At 57.2% G+C, this 18,784-nt stretch carries 17 protein-coding genes and 1 pseudogene; 15 read left to right on the top strand and 3 right to left on the bottom strand.

Features of this window, described 5'->3' with window-relative positions; genetic code table 11:
- Nucleotides 1-7: 7 nt before the first annotated feature.
- A complete protein-coding gene (locus JHC09_RS14370; RefSeq protein WP_199532586.1) occupies nt 8-1,189 on the bottom strand; it encodes a cell surface protein in 1,182 nt (393 codons plus the stop codon).
- Nucleotides 1,190-1,391: 202 nt separating this feature from the next.
- Between JHC09_RS14370 and JHC09_RS14365 the strand changes: the two genes are divergently transcribed.
- The 10 genes and pseudogenes from JHC09_RS14365 to JHC09_RS14325 all read left to right on the top strand — a co-directional run bounded on the left by JHC09_RS14365 (nt 1,392) and on the right by JHC09_RS14325 (nt 11,475).
- Nucleotides 1,392-1,922 carry a carbon monoxide dehydrogenase subunit G gene (locus tag JHC09_RS14365; RefSeq protein ID WP_199532517.1) on the top strand — a complete coding sequence of 177 codons (531 nt, stop codon included), beginning with the start codon at nt 1,392-1,394 and terminating at the stop codon, nt 1,920-1,922.
- Nucleotides 1,923-2,023: 101 nt separating this feature from the next.
- Complete coding sequence (locus JHC09_RS17090) at nt 2,024-2,146, top strand: hypothetical protein (RefSeq protein ID WP_282567613.1); 123 nt, start codon at nt 2,024-2,026, stop codon at nt 2,144-2,146.
- 234 nt (nt 2,147-2,380) lie between these two features.
- Nucleotides 2,381-3,337, top strand: coding sequence for a BMP family ABC transporter substrate-binding protein (locus JHC09_RS14360; RefSeq protein WP_248306058.1), 957 nt, complete (start codon nt 2,381-2,383; stop codon nt 3,335-3,337).
- A 28-nt stretch (nt 3,338-3,365) separates the two neighbouring features.
- A pseudogene (locus tag JHC09_RS14355) lies at nt 3,366-4,916 on the top strand (ABC transporter ATP-binding protein); the annotation flags it as partial.
- Nucleotides 4,917-5,032: 116 nt separating this feature from the next.
- Nucleotides 5,033-6,121, top strand: coding sequence for an ABC transporter permease (locus JHC09_RS14350; RefSeq protein WP_169196154.1), 1,089 nt, complete (start codon nt 5,033-5,035; stop codon nt 6,119-6,121).
- Entirely contained in the window at nt 6,121-7,095 is a 975-nt protein-coding gene (locus tag JHC09_RS14345; RefSeq protein WP_169196153.1) for an ABC transporter permease, read from the top strand. The genes JHC09_RS14350 and JHC09_RS14345 overlap by 1 nt, the downstream gene beginning before the upstream one ends.
- A gap of 242 nt (nt 7,096-7,337) precedes the next feature.
- Nucleotides 7,338-7,748 carry a cytidine deaminase gene (locus JHC09_RS16980; RefSeq protein WP_248309038.1) on the top strand — a complete coding sequence of 137 codons (411 nt, stop codon included), beginning with the start codon at nt 7,338-7,340 and terminating at the stop codon, nt 7,746-7,748.
- Nucleotides 7,749-7,805: 57 nt separating this feature from the next.
- Complete coding sequence (deoC, locus tag JHC09_RS14335) at nt 7,806-8,795, top strand: deoxyribose-phosphate aldolase (protein WP_199532511.1); 990 nt, start codon at nt 7,806-7,808, stop codon at nt 8,793-8,795.
- Nucleotides 8,796-8,809: 14 nt separating this feature from the next.
- A complete protein-coding gene (locus JHC09_RS14330; protein ID WP_199532509.1) occupies nt 8,810-11,176 on the top strand; it encodes an aldehyde dehydrogenase family protein in 2,367 nt (788 codons plus the stop codon).
- A 5-nt stretch (nt 11,177-11,181) separates the two neighbouring features.
- On the top strand, nt 11,182-11,475 hold the full coding sequence (locus tag JHC09_RS14325; protein WP_169196150.1) for a hypothetical protein: 294 nt from the start codon (nt 11,182-11,184) through the stop codon (nt 11,473-11,475).
- Here the strand turns inward: JHC09_RS14325 and JHC09_RS14320 are convergent.
- Nucleotides 11,472-12,509: an FUSC family protein gene (locus JHC09_RS14320; RefSeq protein ID WP_169196149.1), complete on the bottom strand. Its 1,038-nt coding sequence runs from the start codon at nt 12,507-12,509 to the stop codon at nt 11,472-11,474. The two genes, JHC09_RS14325 and JHC09_RS14320, sit on opposite strands and share 4 nt — an antisense overlap.
- Nucleotides 12,510-12,521: 12 nt before the next feature.
- Nucleotides 12,522-13,742: an HlyD family secretion protein gene (locus JHC09_RS14315; protein WP_169196148.1), complete on the bottom strand. Its 1,221-nt coding sequence runs from the start codon at nt 13,740-13,742 to the stop codon at nt 12,522-12,524.
- 99 nt (nt 13,743-13,841) lie between these two features.
- Here JHC09_RS14315 and JHC09_RS14310 point away from each other — a divergent pair, with 99 nt between their 5' ends.
- From JHC09_RS14310 to JHC09_RS14290, 5 genes are read left to right on the top strand one after another with little or no spacing between them, the layout of a single operon-like run.
- Nucleotides 13,842-14,312, top strand: a complete 471-nt coding sequence (locus JHC09_RS14310; RefSeq protein ID WP_199532507.1) for a MarR family transcriptional regulator — start codon at nt 13,842-13,844, stop codon at nt 14,310-14,312.
- 56 nt (nt 14,313-14,368) lie between these two features.
- On the top strand, nt 14,369-15,688 hold the full coding sequence (gene deoA, locus JHC09_RS14305; protein WP_199532504.1) for a thymidine phosphorylase: 1,320 nt from the start codon (nt 14,369-14,371) through the stop codon (nt 15,686-15,688).
- Nucleotides 15,689-15,723: 35 nt separating this feature from the next.
- Nucleotides 15,724-16,941: a phosphopentomutase gene (locus tag JHC09_RS14300; protein WP_199532502.1), complete on the top strand. Its 1,218-nt coding sequence runs from the start codon at nt 15,724-15,726 to the stop codon at nt 16,939-16,941.
- Between the two features lie 30 nt (nt 16,942-16,971).
- Complete coding sequence (gene upp / locus JHC09_RS14295) at nt 16,972-17,601, top strand: uracil phosphoribosyltransferase (RefSeq protein ID WP_169196223.1); 630 nt, start codon at nt 16,972-16,974, stop codon at nt 17,599-17,601.
- Nucleotides 17,602-17,613: 12 nt separating this feature from the next.
- Nucleotides 17,614-18,009 (top strand): VOC family protein, encoded by a 396-nt coding sequence (locus JHC09_RS14290; RefSeq protein ID WP_169196144.1) that lies wholly within the window; start codon nt 17,614-17,616, stop codon nt 18,007-18,009.
- Nucleotides 18,010-18,784 lie beyond the last annotated feature (775 nt).

Genomic DNA, 18,784 nt, shown 5'->3' with positions numbered 1-18,784 from the left:
TTCTATTTTAGTTGCGGGTTTCCAAAAGCAATGCGTTGCCTTCGGTTGCCAAGGTGGCCAGACGACGCTTGCCATCTTCAACGGCGTCGCGAATTTCTGCCGAATTCTTGGTCGAAGCTACACGCATCTCATTGATAATGGTGCGGCTTTTTTCCTGGAAGTTCACGACAGAGTCGACGAGCTTCTGAACGGCATCGGCGCGGATGGTAGGACCGTAACCGGCGCGGACAGCTTCTTCCTGAACCTTGTCACCGATTTCCGAGAGCGCTTCGAGGCTCTTGGACATGCCTTCCTTCATCGCGTTCAGCGTTGCAGTGGATTCGTGCAGGCCGAACATGCCGGTGAACGAAGCCGAGAGCGCGGTGAGCACGGTTTCATTGGTCGAGAAGAACGAGATCGACTGCTGATAGACACGTTCCTTGGCGTTGGTCGTCTGCATGAGACGGGCCATCACCACTTCGGACGTGTTGTAAGAAATCGTCAGATTGTCCGAGAGGTCCTTGGCAATCTGATAGCGCTTTTCTTCGTTCTGCATTTCACGCAGGCGCTCGTCGCGCGCCATTTCGAGGCGGGCGCGATCAGCAGGGGTTGCGCCGGCATAAGCGGCAAGCTCTTCAGCCGCCTTCTGCAGGATGTTTTTCTTTTCTTCCAGGCGCTGTTCAGCGGTGTGCAGCACTTCGAGCGCCATAACTTCGGACTGTTTCAGCGCGCCGCGGAAATCGCGGTAGGCTTCCAAAATGGTCTGCTCGCGGTCGATCTGATCCTTGGTGTCCTTCGACACGGTCAGATAAGTGTCGCGGATCTTGTCAAAGCGGGAGGCGATGTCGCCGCGGCTAACCTTCATCCACACATTGGAGGCGCGTTCGAGCAGGTCGATCTTATTGTCCTGCAACTGATCGACCATTTTCTTGGCGTCGTCGCGGATAGAATCGAAACCCTTGGTAATGTCTTCGTAGCGCTCACCGATCTGCATTGCTGCGACCTGCTGGCGAACAACTTCGTTGAATGCGGAGGCCTGGCTCAGAGTGCGGCCAATCAGAATGACGCGCGTTTCGTCGAGCTCGGTAATCTGAGCGAGCAGCGAGGTGATTGGCTGTTCGCCTTGCTGCTCGGGCCAAATGCCCAGATCGCGGATCGCGTTCACTGCTTTATCAAGATACTGCAAAGGCTTCTCGGTGAGCGCAGTCATCGCATTCGCCTGGGTCGCAGTGGCAGTGGTGGCTGGGTCAGTCATATCTGGCATTCCTCGCTAAGCGGGCTCGTAGGCATACCGCCGTTCACTCCTGATGGGACTCTCATACGGCAACATCAAAGCAAGACAATTGCAACGTGCGCTGGTCCCAACTATTTACCCGATATTGGTGCGAAAAAGACGCACGTAAAGAGTGCGGTTGCGGACAATTTTATCCGTGCGCCTGCCAAGCCAGCAAAAGGACGCGATTGAGATGGATTTTGGTGGTCGATATCGTATCGAAGCGTCGCGCGCGGCAGTGTGGACAGCGCTCAACAATCCAGAAGTGCTGAAGGCGGCGATTCCGGGCTGCAGCTTTATCGAATGGTCTGGTCCGTCCACGTTGGACATGGCCATCACTGTCAATCTTGGCGTGATGAAGCCCAGCTTTAAAGGCGAGCTGTCGCTGTCCAACGTCGAGGCTGCGCGCAATTACACGCTCACTGGCAAGGGTAAGGGCGGGTTCATGGGCCTAGCGGAAGGCGCCGCGGACATTTCGCTGGCCGATGATGGCGACGCCACGATCCTGCAATTTACCGCGCAAGGCGGCGCTTCAGGGCAGATTATGAAGCTTGGCAAAGCTTTGATCGGTAATTCCGCTCAAAAGATTATTGATGGATTTTTCGAGCGCTTCGCAACGGCGATGGGTGCCGAAATTGCCGCCCTCACGCCCCCAACAGAAGCGCGTTAACGCGTTCTTAACCCTGCGGAAATCGAGCGGGTTTTGGACATGATTTCGCCCCGCGGTAGCAAGTAGGGGTAAAGCCCCGAGCTTCTATTGTAGATTCTGTCATGTCCACACACTCCCGCGATAGTCTCGCGCTCTATGCAATCGCCGCTTTGGCTGTGGTGGTAACGCTTTATGGCGACCTAGGACTAGGCGCGCTGTTCGAGGCAATATTGGCGCGCTGGTAATTGACGGTAGAGAATTTAAGCATTTTCAGCAATTTGCGTGAGCAAATGCCTTAAATTTGACCAGCTGGAAAAGATTCTACGAGTTTCCTATTGCTTGGAACTGGATTGCACGATTTTATCCCCTCTTAGCGCATCCATACCTGTGGCGAAGGGGCCCAGTTGGTATGCTGCACAGGGAGAAAGAACTCGATGAAAATCTCGACCCTCACCAAAGCTATCGCTGGCGGCGTTGCAATGAGCGCTCTGCTGGCCGGTGCAGCCTTCGCTGACGGCGCTCTCGTCTATGACGGCGGCGGTAAGTTCGATAAGTCGTTCAACGAAGCAGCCTATAACGGCGCTGAAAAGTTCAAGGCTGAAGGCGGCGCTTATCAGGACTTGGAAATTTCGGGCGACGCGCAGCGTGAGCAGGCCGTGCGCCAGTTCGCTTCGCGCGGTAACAACCCGATCGTGCTTCCGGGCTTCTCGTGGGAAACTGCACTGCGTGCGGTGGCTCCAGACTTCCCAGACACCAAGTTCACCATCATCGACACCGTCGTTGACCTGCCGAACGTTCAGTCTGTTGTCTTTGAAGAGCCACAGGGTTCGTACCTCGTCGGTATCTTGGCTGCGATGCAGTCCAAGAGCGGCAAGGTTGGCGTGATCCCAGCGTTCAACTTCGACCTGCTTGACGCATTTGCTTGCGGCTACGCACAGGGCGCTAAGTCGGTTAACCCAGATATCGAAGTCATCAAGACTTATGTCGGCACCGGCTTTGAAGCCTTCAACGATCCGGGCAAGGCAACCGAAGTTGCAAAGTCCCAGCTTGATCAGGGCGTAGACGTTGTCTTCCAGGTTGCTGGTGGCGCAGGCGCAGGCGTGCTGCAGGCAGCAGCTGACGCTGGCAAGTGGTCCATCGGCGTGGACAGCAACCAGAACCACCTGCATCCAGGTTCGGTTCTGACCTCGATGCTCAAGCGCGTTGACGTTGCTGCTTACAATGCCATGAAGGGCGTTGAAGACGGCACCTGGGCTCCAGGTCTGATCACTCTTGGTCTGGCTGAAGAAGGTGTTGGTGCAGCATTTGACGATAACAATGCTTCGCTGATCACTCCGGAAATGAAGGCAGCTGTCGAAAAGGCCACTGCTGACATCATCTCTGGCGCTGTTGTTGTTCACGACAGCCGTACCGACAAGACCTGCCCAGCCCTTTAAGACCTACAAGTGAGGTCAGGGCTGAGCCATGACTAATCTGAACTCTCATAATGCTCAGCGGCCCGAAAGGGCCGCTGACACCTCGCTCGCAATTGAGCTGAGCAAGATCAACAAACACTTCGGTGCGGTTCACGCGAACCGAGACATCGACTTGGCCATCAGGCGCGGTACGGTGCACGGCATCGTTGGCGAGAATGGCGCTGGCAAGTCGACACTGATGTCGATCCTATATGGCTTTTACACTGCCGACAGCGGAGATATCCGCGTTAACGGGGTGGCCCATTCCATCACCGATAGTCGCCACGCTTTGGCGCTCGGGATTGGCATGGTGCACCAGCACTTCATGCTGGTCGATAATTTTACAGTTTTAGAGAACATCGTATTGGGGGCCGAAGACTCGGCGTTCCTCAAACCTTCGCTCAACAAGGCGCGTGACCAGCTTAAGGCGCTGGCACGCGACTATGGGCTCGAAGTTGACCCCGATGCGATTGTCGAAAATCTCTCGGTTGGGCAGCAGCAGCGCGTCGAAATTTTGAAGGCGCTGTATCGCGGCGCCGAAACGCTCATTCTCGACGAGCCGACGGGCGTGCTGACGCCAGCCGAAGCGGACCATCTGTTCCGCATTCTCGAAAAGCTCCGTGCCGAAGGCAAAACCATCATTTTGATCACGCACAAGCTGCGCGAGATCATGGCCATTACCGACGAAGTCTCGGTTATGCGCCAAGGATCGATGGTCCAGACCCTCAAGACCGCTGATACCTCGCCCGAACAGCTCGCCGAGCTGATGGTGGGGCGTCGCGTCTTGCTGCGTGTTGAAAAGGGCCCGGCCAATCCGGGCAAGGTTATGCTTGAAGTGCAGAACCTCATCGTCACCGACGATTTCAAGGTTCCACGTGTCAAGAACGTCTCCTTCCAAATCCGTGCGGGCGAAATCGTCGGCATCGCGGGTGTGGCGGGTAATGGGCAATCGGAATTGCTCGAATCTATCGCCGGCATGCGTGACCAACTCGGCGGTCAGGTGCTGGTCAACGGCAAGCCGCTCTCGCTTGAAGGCGATGACGGCGCAGCGCGGGCGCGTCTGGCTGGCCTAGCGCACGTTCCGGAAGACCGTCTGCGCATGGGGCTCGTGACCCAGTTCTCCGCCTGGGAGAACGCCATTTTGGGCTATCAGAACACCTATGGTTCTGGCCTCAGCCTCGACATCAAAAAAGCACGCGAGACCGCAGAAGCTTACGTCAAGAAATTTGACGTGCGCCCGGCCGATCTTGATCTCAAGACAGCCAATTTCTCCGGCGGCAATCAGCAGAAGATTGTCCTCGCCCGTGAAATGGAGCGCGATCCGGACGTGTTGATCGTTGGTCAGCCGACGCGCGGCGTCGACATCGGCGCGATCGAGTTTATCCATAACCAGATCATCAAAATGCGCGACGCGGGTAAGGCTATCCTGCTCGTCTCGGTGGAACTGGACGAAATCCGGTCGCTGGCCGACCGTATTCTCGTGATGTTCGACGGCCATATTGTTGGCGAAGCCGATCCCGCAACAGCGGATGAAACTGAGCTTGGCTTGTTGATGACCGGTTCGCACGCCGACCAAGTGGTTAGCGAAGCGGGCAGCTTGCCCGCGCATGAGACGCCGATCCAGCAGACGCTGGTGCAGATGTCGCCAAAGAATAATACCGGTAGGGAGACCAACTGATGAACGCCTTGCCACGTTGGGCAGACGTTATGCTGCTCCCTGTTCTCAACGTCGTACTCGCCTTCCTTGTGGGCGGGCTGATCGTGCTGGCTGTGGGGCAAAATCCGCTCGAAGCCGTGCGCATCATGCTATACGGCGCTTTTGGCTACGGCTCGGGCTTTGGCTATACGCTCTACTACACGACCGACTTTATCTTTGCCGGGCTAGCGGTTTCGCTGGCCTATCACGCGGGCCTCTTTAACATCGGGCCTGAAGGGCAGGCCTATGTGGGCGGTCTCGGGGTTATCCTGATTGGTCTGGCGTTCAACGGAACGCATTGGGCGATCATGTTCCCGATGATGATCATCGCGGGGGCTATGTTTGGTGCGACTTGGGCCTTTGTTCCGGGTTATCTGCAAGCCAAACGCGGCAGTCACATCGTTATCACGACCATCCTCTTTAACTTCATTGCTACCTCGATGATGAGCTACATCATCTCCAAGCAGTTGAAGCCTGAAGGTGTGAACTCGGACGAAAGCGCGCCGCTTGAGGCGATCACGCGCGTGCCGCAGCTGCGCACCTTCATCGAACTCTTCAAGAACTCCCCGGTCAACCTGACGTTCTTCCTCGCGCTGATCGCGCTGGTCTTCGTCTATTGGCTGATCTGGCGCACCAAGTTTGGCTATGCCGTCCGCTCGCTCGGTGCCAATCCGGTGGCTGCGTCGTACGCCGGGATTTCCAACCAGAAGCTGATCATGATCGTCATGGCCATGGCTGGCGCTTTGGCGGCAATGGTTGCGGTCAACAATGTTGGGGGTGTGCAGGGGCGTCTGATCCTCAACTTCGTCAACGGCGCGGGCTTTGTGGGTGTGGCTGTGGCCTTTATGGGGCGCGCGCATCCGATCGGGGTTGGGCTTTCGGCGCTATTGTTCGGCATTTTGTATCAGGGCGGCCAGGAGCTGGCGTTCACCATGCCGGGGATTACCCGCGAGATGATCGTCACCATTCAGGCGCTCGTTATTCTGTTTACCGGCGCGATGGGCGATATGCTACGCGCGCCACTGGCGCGATTGTTGACGCGATCAGCGGCTCCGGCGGGAGGTAAGTGATGGATCAGTTTATCGTCGATCTAACACTCGTCCTCGACTCCACCACCCGACTTGCCGTGCCCCTGATCCTAGCCTGTTTGGCTGGGCTCTATTCAGAGCGTGCGGGCATTGTTGATATTGGCCTTGAAGGCAAATTGCTGGCGGGTGCTTTTGCTGCGGCTGCCACAGCTGCGGTCACTGGCTCTGCTTGGCTCGGCCTGCTCGCCGGCATCGGCGCTGCGCTGGTGTTTTCGGGCATTCACGGCCTCGCCTCGATCAACTTTAAGGGTAATCAGGCGATTTCGGGCGTGGCGCTCAACTTCCTCGCTGCAGGCCTCACCACGTTCTTGGGCCAATCCTGGTTTAAGCGCGGTGGGTACACGCCTCAGCTTTCGGGCGATCAGCGTTTTAACCCCATCACCCTGCCTTTTGCGGAAGAGTTAAAGGGTGTCCCTGTTATCGGCCAGATCTACAATGAGCTGATTTCGGGCCACAACATCATCACCTATTTCGCCTTCATCGCCGTTCCGGTGACGGCTTGGGTGTTGTTCCGAACGCGATTTGGCCTGCGCCTTCGCGCTGTGGGCGAAAACCCCAAGGCGATTGATACGGCCGGGATTTCGGTGACGCGTCTGCGCTATCAGGCGCTGATCATCACGGCCGTTCTGGTGGGTATTGGCGGCGCTTATCTCTCGATTGCGCAGTCGGCTGGGTTCAACAACAATATGTCGGCGGGCCGAGGCTATATCGCTCTGGCAGCACTGATCTTTGCCAAGTGGCGTCCGGGCCCAGCTCTGCTGGTGTGCTTGATGTTCGGCTTCCTTGATGCGGTACAGTTCCGTATTCAGGGGCAGGTCTTCCCGATCATTGGCGAGGTGCCGGTGCAGGCCATTCAGGCTCTGCCCTATATCCTCACCGTCATTCTGCTTGCCGGTTTTGTCGGTCGCGCCGTGGCTCCAAAGGCTTCGGGCATTCCCTACACCAAGGAGCGCTAAGTATGGGTGCGTCGCGTCAGTCTGGTGAGCTATCTCAAACCTTGCTGGCGTGGATAAGGGCCGAGTTGGAGCTAAGCGGCAAGTCTCAAGCTGGACTTGCCGCAGCGCTAGGGCAAGATCGCTCGATGGTAACTAAGCTGCTCGCAGGCCATAGGGGCCTGAAGTTAGATGAACTGCCAATCATCGCAGAGTACCTAGAAGCCGAGTTATCACCCCCGAAGATGACAAAATTACACCCGAATATGCCAAAGAATGAAAACGATAAGGCCCTGTTCGCGGCAGCCGAAGCGGTTCGCGGCAAGGCCTATGCGCCCTATTCGAACTTTCACGTTGGTGCGGCCATTCTGGCCGATGACGGCAAGATTTATGCGGGCTGCAATATCGAGAATGCCTCCTATCCGGTCGGCAATTGCGCTGAGCCCAGCGCTATTGCGGCGATGATTGCGGGCGGCGGCAAACGTATTCAGCGCATCTATGTGACGGGCCCGGGCGTTACGCCCGTGACACCCTGCGGCGCTTGCCGCCAGCGTATTCGCGAGTTCGCCGATCTCGATGTGGAAGTAATTTCACACGGCGTTCACGGTACGCCACTGGTACAGACGCTGGAACAGCTGTTGCCGCATAGTTTTGGCCCGGAGTTTCTGGGCCGCTAACGCATACGGACGCGTTTTGTCCGAACCAGTAGGGGGACTGCCCCTTAAGGAGGAGCTATGAGCCTCAAAGTTGTCGACGCTTCGACGTCGCATCCGGCCCACAAGCGCAACCCCGGCTTTGCTCTCGACCTCGATTGGGTCGAACGCGTTCGCATGAACCGTTCGGCACTCGAACGCCGCGCCAACTCCATCGGCGCGCGACGGACGGTGAAGAAGGATTATCAGCTCGCTTGGTTGCTCAAGGCGATCACCATGATCGACCTGACAACGCTCAACTCTGACGATACGCCAGCGCGCGTCGAGCGCCTCTGCGCTAAGGCTCGTAAGCCACTGCGCGCGGATATCGTCGAAAAGCTGGGCGTGCAAGATTTGCGTATTCTGCCCGGCGCAGTTTGCGTCTACCACACCTTTGTCAAAACCGCCGTCGAAGCGCTGGAAGGCACGGGCATTCCTGTGGCGGCGGTGTCGACCGGCTTTCCGCATGGTCTGGCTCCGGTCCACACCAAGATTGCCGAGATTGAGGCGTCGGTTAAAGACGGTGCTGAGGAAATCGACATTGTCATCGAGCGCGGCATGGTTCTGCGCGGCGATTGGCAGGCGCTTTATGATCAGGTCCGCGCTTTCCGCAAGACCTGTGGCGATGCGCATATCAAAACCATTTTGGGCACGGGTGAGCTGGCAACGCAGACCAATGTCGCGAAGGCTTCGCTCGTTTGTATGCTGGCAGGGGCCGATTTCATCAAAACCTCGACCGGCAAGGAAAAGGTCAATGCTGACCTTGTCACTTCGCTCTCAATGATCCGCATGATCCGCTGGTTTGCCGAAGAGACCGGTATCGAGATTGGCTATAAGCCTGCGGGCGGGATTTCGACCGCTGGCGATGCGCTCAAATATATGGCGCTGATGAAGGAGGAGTTGGGCAATCAATGGTTGCAACCGCACCTCTTCCGCTTTGGGGCGTCGAGCCTGCTCACCGACATTGAACGGCAGCTGGAACATGGCCTCACCGGCCATTACGCCGCCGACTACCGCCAGCCTTTGGTTTGAGGATTTTTGCACCCATGAACAAGATCGCTCAAATCTTTGAAAGCCTTGAATATGGTCCAGCGCCAGAAGGGGCGGATCAGGCCAATGCTTGGCTCGACGCCAAGGGGCGCAAATTTGGCCATTTCATCAATGGCGAATGGACTGCGCCGGGCAAAGTTTTTGCCTCGACCAATCCGGCCAATGGGCAAAAGCTCGCGGATATTACTGACGGTACGGCTGAGGATGTTGATGCGGCGGTGAAAGCTGCACGCAAGGCGTTCGGCGGCTGGGGCAAACTTTCGGGCTACAAGCGCGGCAAATATCTTTATGCCATCGCGCGCATGATCCAAAAGCACAGCCGCCTCTTTGCCGTGCTCGAAACCATGGACAATGGTAAGCCGATCCGTGAAAGCCGCGACGCGGATATTCCGCTGGTGGCGCGCCATTTCTATCACCACGCCGGTTGGGCCACTCACCTGGACCGCGAGTTCCCCGATCACGCGCCTTATGGTGTGTGTGGGCAGATCATTCCTTGGAATTTCCCGCTGCTGATGCTGGCGTGGAAAGTGGCCCCGGCGCTGGCGGCGGGCAATACCGTGGTCCTCAAACCAGCTGAGTTCACCTCGCTGACGGCGCTGCTCTTTGCCGATATTTGCGACCGCGTTGGCCTGCCCAAGGGTGTGGTCAATATCGTCACCGGCGAAGGCGACACGGGTGCCGCTATCGTCAATCACCCGGACGTTGATAAGATCGCCTTCACCGGCTCGACCGAAGTGGGCAAGATCATCCGCGAGGCAACGGCGGGTTCGGGCAAGGGCCTGTCGCTCGAGCTCGGCGGAAAATCGCCTTACATCGTATTTGAGGATGCTGATCTCGACAGTGCTGTCGAGGGTCTGGTGGAAGCCATTTGGTTCAACCAAGGCCAAGTGTGTTGCGCTGGCTCGCGCCTTCTCGTGCAGGAGAGCATTGAAGAGCGCTTCATCGCCAAGGTGAAGGCGCGCATGGCAAAGCTGCGGGTCGGTGACCCGCTGGATAAGTCCATCGACATTGGCGCGCTGGTTGCGCCGGTGCAGGTAGAGCGCATCCGCGATTTGATGAAGCGCGGCGTGGCTGAAGGCGCAGTTGTGTACGAAGCTGATGGGGCTTTGCCGGACAATGGTTGCTTCCTAAAACCGGCTCTGGTGACGAATGTGTCGCCTGCTAACACACTTGTTGCCGAAGAAATCTTTGGCCCAGTGCTGGTGGCGATGAGCTTCCGCACGCCGGACGAGGCAATCGCGCTGGCGAACAACACGCGCTACGGGCTGGCGGCGACGGTGTGGACCGAGAACGTTAACCTGGCGCTCGATATTGCGCCGAAAATCAAGGCCGGTGTGGTCTGGATCAATGGCACCAACCAGTTCGATGCGGCGGTTGGCTTTGGCGGCTATAAGGAATCTGGCTTTGGCCGCGAAGGCGGACGCGAAGGCATGGGGGCATACCTCAAGCCAAACTGGGAAAAAGATCTCAAAAAAGCTGAGGCTGTGCCCGCCATTGCGGCGACAGGCACGAAGAACCCGCTTGATGGCGGGATCGACCAGACGGCCAAAATGTATATCGGCGGCAAGCAGGCGCGGCCCGATAGCGCCTACAACCGTCCGGTGCTTGGGTCGAAGGGCGAGTTGGTGGGTGAGGTCGGCGACGGCAATCGCAAGGATATTCGCAACGCGGTCGAAAAGGCCCGCGGTACTCTGAGCTGGGGCACAACAGCGGCCCATACCCGCGCGCAAATCCTCTATTTCCTTGCTGAAAATCTCGAATACCGTCGCGATGAATTTGCGGCGCGGATCAAGGCGCAGACAGGCGTTGATGGTGGCGAAGAGGTCGATCTCTCGATCGAACGTCTTTTTGCCTTTGCAGGCTGGGCGGACAAATACGATGGGGCGGTGCACAATCCGCCGATGCGGGCTGTGGCTGCGGCCATGGTTGAGCCATTGGGCGTGATGGGCATTATCGCGCCGCCGTCGCGTCCACTGCTTGGCTCTATCGCGCTGATTGCGCCGGCTCTTGCCATGGGCAATAGCGTGGTTCTGGTGCCCTCGGAACGCTCGCCGCTCTCGATGACGGACTTCTATCAAGTTCTCGAAACCTCGGACGTGCCAGCAGGCGTCATCAACATCGTCACGGGCGATAGCGTGGCATTGGCCAAGACTTTGGCTGAGCACGACGGCGTTGATGGGGTGTGGTTCGCTGGCCCTGCCGAAGGCTCGGCCATGGTCGAAAAAGCCTCGGCGGGCAATGTGAAGCAAACATGGACGACGCGGGGCTTTGAATTTGATTTGGCTCATCCTCGCTTTGCAGGCGAGTATTTCCTAGGCAAAGCCACCCAGATCAAAAACGTCTGGATCCCTTACGGAGCGTAACACTCATGGCCGACAAGATCGAAATCGAGAATGTCGGCCAACCCGGCAAGACCTATCGGGTGGATGCCACAAAGTTCGCAGCTGTGCGTGAGGTGGTCTTGGCTGTTTTGCCGAGCCAAGCGCCGGGCATATCGGTGAGCGAACTGATCGCGGCTGTTAAGCCAAAACTGCCCCAAGACCTATTTCCCGGTGGCGAAAAGGCCGGGTGGTGGGTGAAGGCCGTGCAGCTCGATCTTGAAGCCAAAGGGATTATCGCACGGGCAGCAAAACCGCCCGTGCGTTTGTATTTATTAGACTAGGCAGGACGCAGCTCGGACGGCAGTTCTTCGTCCGGATCGAGCAAGAGTGCTTCGAGCAGAGCCAATATAAGAATGGCCGCTAGCATCGCGCCGCCAGTCATCACGATACGCTGCAACACCGCTTCGAGTGCGTCGACACCGCCGGTGGTCGACTGCAGGATCATCACTAGCGCTGCCGAACAGGTGTACTGATAGATCAGCGGGCGCTGCTTACCGGTCGTCATCTTATCAACGAGGTAATAGGTGATGATTGTGCAGAGCAGTACGAGCACCGGCATTTCCGGGATCATGCTGTAAATCATCAGGACGCCAGCGGCGATGCCTGCGCCAACCACAGTGCCACCACCACGGTCGATGACCTGGTTCATCTGCGTGCCGCGCCGGGGTTCGCCACAAACGAAGAGCATCATTATGACGATGGTCATCATCGTCATATCGCCGGTCGAGAACAGCCAGATCATGGCCGGAACATAGATGATCGAGCGGATCAGCAGATGTTTGCCAGCCTGGGTGCTGGCCAGCGGGGCAACCATTTCCACGTGCACGGTTTTGGTCGTGGGCGGGAACAAGAGGTTCAATCCGACCACGGCGATGCCTAGGGCGAGGCCTCCCATAACCATGCTGTCGCGCATGACGACGAGCACATAGTCACTCATGATCGCCGACATGGCCATCATCAGCGGGAAGACGGTGAGCATCATGCCGCCACGCGAACCGCGCATGACCATCAAAGCCAAGCCGCCAACGGCAAGGATGATGTTGACGATGGTGAAAACCATCGGCTCGTTGACGGTGACAGCGGCGATCCAGCTGAACACGATGCCAACGATCGGCAGAACAATAGGGGTCGCAAAGGTGCGCGGGTTCAGCGCGCCGCGCTGGTTGGACATAATGCTCATCGCCATCACTACCGGCAGCATGGGCATGGTAATGCCCAATGGCTCGGCGAGCAGCAAACAGATCATGACCGTCAGCGCGGTGCGCAGCGCCAAATAGGGATCGTCTAGCGCACTGACGCGGGGCAACTCTTCCATGGATCGAGGCTCTTAGTTGAGGCCAGAAATGAAGCCATTGATGGTCAGGAGAGCCTGCGAGATGGCGGGGATAAAGCCACCGTTAGGATCAATCAGCACGCTGGCTTCCGAGCCGATACGGATATTGGCGGGGAGTTCGGAAAGATCGTCGAGCGCAATACGCACTGGGATCTTGCGGGCAGGAGGGAACCAACGAGTGTCGGTGGTCGGCTGTGCTAGGCCATTGGCGGTGGCGCGGCCCGAATTGATACCCCAAGCGATGCTTTCCACCGTGGCAGAAAACTTCTTGCCCGGCGCCGCTTCAAAAACGACAGTCGCCTTATCGCCTGGCTCGACATTGATCAGCTGATTTTCGCGGAAGTCCGCGATAACCATCTGGGTCGCCGGGTTGATGAAGGTGAGGGCACCTGCGCCTGCGCCAACAAACTGACCTTCGGTGAGGCTGACATTGGTCACATAGCCATGGGCTGGCGCGACAACTTTGGTATTGGCGAGAGCGAATTCAGCTTTTTCCAGGTTTGCGCGGGCGGTACGGATATTGGGATTGGTCGCATCAGCAGCGCCGCTCGCGGTCGTTGTGCGTTCCAAATCCGCACGTGCGGCCTGAACGGTCAGCTCAGCATTGGACTTTGCCAGTTCTGCCTGTGCCAGCTTGCTGGGCGATACCAGACCCTTAGCATGCAGCTGTTGCTGACGATCCAGCTCATCGACAGCATTGGCGAGCGCCAACTGCGCCTGATCAAGCTTTGCCTGCGAAGCGGGAATAGCGGCGGCGTTCGACGAGACCGAATTGAGCGCTTGTTCGAGCTGAGCCTTCGCCAGCTCGACATCCATGCGATAGGTGGTGTCGTCGATGGTGAACAGCGTGTCGCCTGCGCTCACCGATGCATTGTCCCGAATGGTGACTTTGGTCACTGGACCCGCAACACGCGCCGCGATTTGGGTGACGTCTGCGGTGATCGAACCAGCGCTTGCAAACGGTGCGTGACGATCGCTCAGCGGATACCACGCAAAGATGCCGACGAGCACCAGCACCAAGACGAGCGCGATGCGTCCAGCCTTTTTGCGTTTCGCTTTGGCGGCAGCGACGAGTTCAGGAGAGGGTTCTTCCGTGGCGACGGCCGCAGTCTCATCGGTAGAGGCTGGCGTGATGACCGAGAGGTGCGCCTTGCTATCCGCAGCAGGGGTCGAGGACGATTTCGCGGTTTCGCTGGGTGTCACAGCCTGTGCCATGGTGTAGATGTCTCCTTAACAGAGCCCGTTACATAGTGAACCTGATTTAGCTTTGCAACAAAGATACTTTGGTGCATAGCTAGAATGATGAGCGCGCATATGACAGAACCCGTCCAACTACCGATCGATGATTTGATCCGCGAACTGTCGTCGGAGATCATGCAAATCCACCGTTGGATGGCCGAACAGGCGGGTCTGAACACCACAGATCTCTTGGCGCTCTATTATATCCGTAATGCAGAAGGGCAGGCGGCTCCCAAGCAATTGGCGGAAAACCTGGGGCTGACGTCCGGGGCGACGGCCATCCTTCTCAATCGATTGGAGCAGCGGGGCCTCATCCAGCGGTCACCGCATCCGAGTGATCGACGTGCTGTACTTTTGTCGCTCGGGCCAGCGGCGACAGCTGAGGGCATTTTGCACGTGCGCCAATATCTGCGTGAGGCGAATGCAGATGTTTTCGATACGCTAGGGGAACAAGAGCGGGGCATCGTTGTGAAATTTCTTGGCGATATGCTCGAGAACACCCGAAAAGCCTTGCACGACCTGCGGACAAGCTCCGCGTCAAAGTAGCGTCAGCACTTCGTATCCATCTGGAATACAAGAGTGCTTTGTCATAGGCTCGCCCCATGACCCTTATGCCGCAAGAAATCATTGCGCTGAAGCGCGATGGACATGAACTCGATAGTGTCGAGATCGCCGCCTTCGTTTCCGGATTTACGGGCGGGTCGGTCTCACATGCACAAGCCGCAGCTTTTGCTATGGCGGTGTATTTCCAAGGCATGACCATGGCCGAACGTGTGGCCCTCACCGTAGCGATGCGCGACAGTGGCTCTGTGCTCGACTGGTCCGATCTTGATGGCCCGGTTGCCGATAAGCATTCAACCGGCGGCGTCGGGGACAATGTTTCGCTCATGCTCGCACCCATTCTGGCGGCACTCGACATTTATGTACCGATGATCTCTGGCCGAGGCCTTGGGCATACGGGCGGTACCCTCGATAAGTTCGACGCAATTCCCGGCTATCAGACTAGCCCGGACAACGCCTTGTTTCGCAAGGTCGTGAAGAGCGTCGGTTGCGCTATTATCGGGCAGACGGCCGATCTCGCCCCTGCCGATAAGACGCTCTATTCAATTCGCGACGTGACCGGGACTGTGGAATCCATCCCCCTCATCACCGCGTCCATTCTTTCGAAAAAGCTCGCCGCAGGGCTCGGCGCCTTGGTGCTCGACGTGAAAACAGGGACGGGGGCATTTATGCCCACCCGCGAAAAATCACGCGAGCTAGCGGAAAGCCTTGTGGCGGTGGCCAATGGGGCAGGGCTGCGCACCAGTGCACTGATCACCGATATGAATGAGCCGCTGGCCAGCGCTGCCGGCAATGGGCTGGAAGTGCGCAACGCCGTCGAGTTTCTCACAAAGAGCCATGTTGATTTCCGTCTACGTGACGTGACATTGGCGCTCAGCGCTGAACTGGTGCTGATGAGTGGCAAGGCGGATACCCCTGATGCTGCAATGGCGGCCGTACACCGCGTTTGGGACAGTGGTGCTGCCGCCGAAAAGTTTGGCCAGATGGTGGCAGCCCTTGGTGGGCCGATCAATTTTATTGAGAATATGGACCAGCATCTGGCGGCGGCCCCCATTGTTCGCGACGTGTTCGCGGAGAGTGAGGGCGCTATCGCGGCCATCGATACCAAGGGCGTGGGCATGGCGGTAGTGGCGCTCAAGGGCGGACGCTCGACGCCAGCCGATGTGATTGATTATCGCGTCGGTTTTGATCGTCTCGCGGGCTTGGGGCAAAGTTTGGGGCCGTCAGCCCCGATTGCCCGTATTCACGCTGCCGATGAGAAGAGCGCCGCCGAAGCCGAAGGTCGATTACGCGCAGCCTATCAGCTTGGGAACGCAAACACGGTTCACCCCCTTATTGCAGAGCGGATCAATCCCTCTTAAAGCCAAGAAATTGGGTCGCCGTTGAGGAGCAGTTTATGCCCCGTGCCATAGTGTGTGTTCTGGATAGTGTTGGTATCGGTGGAGCGCCCGATGCGGCGGACTATGGTGACTTAGGAGCCAATACTCTGGGGCACATCGCGCAGTGGGCGGCTGAAGGACGAGCAGACCAGCAGGGTCTACGTTCAGGGCCTCTGCGCCTACCAAACCTTGAGGCGATGGGAATTGGCGCAGCGGTGGCTCTGTCCACCGGTGTCGCCCCACCCGGACTATCCGCACAGCCTAAAGGCGGGCGATTTGGTGTGGGGCGCGAAACCTCGAAGGGTAAAGATACCCCGTCCGGTCACTGGGAAATCACTGGCGTCCCTGTGTCCTTTGATTGGGGATACTTTCCCCAAACTATCCCAGCCTTCCCCGATGATCTCATTGCCGAGCTTTGCGCGCGGACCGGCGTTCCCGGCATTCTGGGCAATAAGCACGCCTCTGGCACCGATGTGCTAATGGAATTGGGTGAAGAACACATCCGCACCGGCATGCCGATTTGTTACACCTCTGTCGACAGCGTCTTCCAGATCGCGGCGCACGAAAGCCATTTTGGTCTTAATCGGCTTTATGATTTCTGTAAGGTAGCGTTCGAGCTAACAGAGCCGCTGCGCATAGGGCGCGTCATCGCTCGTCCATTTTTGGGCGAGAACGCTGCCGATTTTAAGCGCACGGGCAATCGTCGTGACTTTGCCTTGCAGCCCCCTGAGCCCACGCTTTTGGATCGCAATCAAGCGGCGGGCAATCACGTCTACGCTATCGGTAAGATCTCCGATATCTATGCAGGGTCTGGTGTGACCCATAAACTAAAAGGGACGGGCATCCCTGATCTCTTGAATAAAACGCTTGATGCCATGGAGATGGCGGCAGATCGGGCGTTGATCATGACCAATTTTGTCGATTTCGACAGCGAATATGGTCACCGTCGGGACGTTGCTGGATATGCTGGGGCATTAGAACTCTTTGATAGCCTGCTGCCGGAGATAATCTCTCGGATGCGGCAAGACGATCTCTTGGTCATTACTGCAGACCACGGTAATGATCCGACGTGGCCGGGCACAGATCACACGCGTGAACAGGTCCCCATCCTCGTTTTTTCCCCAATCCTGCCTCCAGGTGAGATTGGAATCCGCTCCAGCTTCGCCGATATTGGCGAAACCATCGCCGCGTGGCTCGGTTTATCACCGGGAGCGCATGGCAAATCCTTTTTGTGACCGCAGAGGTGATCGATAATGAGTGAAGTCGTGGGCAATGTTACCGTGATTGATCACCCGATGATCCAGCATAAGCTGACGATCATGCGGAACAAGGAAACCTCTATTGCCGGCTTCCGCCGCCTCTTGCGCGAAATCGCGCATCTCATGTGCTATGAGGTGACCCGCGACCTGCAGCTGGAAATGGTCGATATCGAGACCCCGATGACCGCGATGCAATCGCCAATGATCAAGGGCAAGAAGCTGGTTTTCGCTTCGATCCTGCGCGCTGGCAACGGTCTACTCGACGGCATGCTCGACCTGGTGCCTGCGGCACGCGTCGCCCATATCGGCATGTACCGTGACCACGAGACCCTTGAGCCGGTCGAATACTATTTTAAGGCGCCATCCAACCTTGAAGATCGTCTGATTATCGTTGTTGACCCGATGCTGGCAACGGCCAACTCGGCCACGGTTGCGATCGATAAGCTCAAAGCGCTCGGCGCCAACAATATCCGCTTCCTGTGCCTCCTGGCCGCGCCAGAAGGCATTAAGCGCTTTACCGAACACCACCCAGATGTTCCGGTCTATACCGCGTCCATCGACAGTCATCTTAACGAGCAGGGCTATATCATCCCCGGTCTCGGTGATGCGGGTGACCGCATGTACGGCACACGATAAGGACGACCACTTATGGCAAAGCTCGTTCACTCGATGATCCGTGTCGTCGAAGAAGCGCGTTCACTCGCGTTCTACGACAAGGCATTTGGTCTCAAGCTTATTGAGCGTATCGACTTCGCCGATTTCACGCTGGTTTATCTGGCGACGGCCACGGGCGAATTCGAACTGGAGCTGACCGTCAACAAGGGTCGGGCCGAACCATACGAACTCGGCACTGGCTACGGGCACTTGGCTGTGGTTGTCGACAATCTGGACGCCGAATATGCGCGCTTCATTGCTGAAGGCCTGACTGTCGGTAAGCTTGTCGACTTTAAGAACGGCGACACACCGGTTGGTCGCTTCTTCTTCGCCACCGACCCTGATGGGTATAAAATCGAAGTTATCGAAAAGGGCGGGCGCTTTAAGTAAGCGCTGCCCGACTGAGATAAGAAAGCCCCGAACCACAGTTCGGGGCTTTTTGCGTTTAAGGGCCGACAGACGGTGCGGGAAATGAAGCGATTTCCGTCCCCGCGAGACGATTTTCGACCAAGGGTCTTCCATACAATGGCGATCTCTCGCTGACTGTCCCATTCGGCTAAAAATCTTCCCCCAGGTGGATAACTCGGGACAGCGTTGCAAACGCTACTGACTCAGTCGGCTTTTTCACAAAGCGACGTAGGCCAAAAAGCTGAATCATATCGATTTTTGTCGAGGGCTCTGGACAGCAAACAGGGCTGCCCCTATAACCCGGTCATCGCTGCAGAGCACAGCGCCTACCGGCACTGAGCGACGCGGCAAACGACTGAAATCAAATGTAAATTTGAAATTGGTTTAGTGGATTTCGAAAGATTTCGGAATTCACGAAAATGGGTGTTGACGAAGCAAAAGCTTCTGACTAAAACCCACGAACGCTAACGACGCCGAGCACTTGCTGCTCCCACTGTTAGCAGTTTCTGACAGGGCAGACGATCTGCCGGGCAACCGGATAGATAGTTTTGTCTCTAAGAACTCCGGAAGCTTTGCTTCCAAAATGACGTGTCCGGTTTGTAGCCGATGGGTCAGCTCTTTGACATTGTGAAGACAAGAAGAAAGAGAAACGTGGACGGCGAGGTTCTTGCGAACGGAAGCTGGGGTTTACTCCAGTGGAAGTTATACAAGACTTCGATGGGTGCACGTTTCTAGAGGTACACTCTTTTAGCGCTTT

Origin of the sequence: Devosia sp. MC532, from assembly GCF_016461625.1 — a bacterium.
GTDB lineage: Bacteria > Pseudomonadota > Alphaproteobacteria > Rhizobiales > Devosiaceae > Devosia.
The sequence above is the reverse complement of the archived record's forward strand: the minus strand, read 5'-3'. Positions and strand labels throughout refer to the sequence as shown.